The sequence below is a fragment of the Clostridium aquiflavi genome, from assembly GCF_031344075.1.
Taxonomy (GTDB): domain Bacteria; phylum Bacillota; class Clostridia; order Clostridiales; family Clostridiaceae; genus Clostridium; species Clostridium aquiflavi.
The window spans coordinates 1-889 of record NZ_JAVJAN010000105.1; the positions used below are offsets into that span (position 1 = coordinate 1).

An 889-nucleotide genomic window follows, 5' to 3' on the forward strand; every position below is an offset into this window, starting at 1 on the left:
AGTGTGAACCCGTAGCTTCGGTGGTAAGTTTGAGCCCCGGACATTTTCGGCGCAGGATCTCTTGACTAGTGAGCTATTACGCACTCTTTTAATGAGTGGCTGCTTCTAAGCCAACATCCTAGTTGTCTTAGAAATCCCACATCCTTTTCCACTTAACTTACACTTTGGGACCTTAGCTGACGATCTGGGCTGTTTCCCTTTTGACTACGGAACTTATCTTTCGCAGTCTGACTGCCGGACTGATAGTATCTGGTATTCGGAGTTTGATAAGGTTCGGTAAGCGCTATGCCCCCTAGCCCATTCAGTGCTCTACCCCCAGTACTCACATTTTCCGACGCTAGCCCTAAAGCTATTTCGAGGAGAACCAGCTATATCCGAGTTCGATTGGAATTTCTCCGCTATCCACAGCTCATCCCATGCTTTTTCAACAGCAACGTGGTTCGGTCCTCCACGAGGTTTTACCCTCGCTTCAACCTGGCCATGGATAGGTCACCCGGTTTCGGGTCTACAGCATGCAACTAGTCGCCCTATTAAGACTCGGTTTCCCTTCGGCTCCGTACCTTAAGTACTTAACCTTGCTACATACCGTAACTCGTTGGCTCGTTCTACAAAAAGCACATCATCACACACATAAGGTGCTTTGATCGGTTGTAGGCACATGGTTTCAGGTTCTATTTCACTCCCCTCCCGGGGTTCTTTTCACCTTTCCCTCACGGTACTGCTTCACTATCGGTCATCAGGTAGTATTTAGCCTTGGGAGGTGGTCCTCCCTGCTTCCCACAAGGTTTCACGTGTCTCGTGGTACTCTGGATCAGAACTTGATAATTATAATTTTCACCTACAGGACTATTACCCCCTACGGTCCAACTTTCCAGTTGTGTTCGGTTAA

Annotated in this window: 1 rRNA gene; it reads right to left on the bottom strand. The window is 48.1% G+C overall.

The annotated features are described in order from the left end of the window. Positions 1-889, bottom strand: a 23S ribosomal RNA gene (locus RGC78_RS16125); the annotation flags it as partial.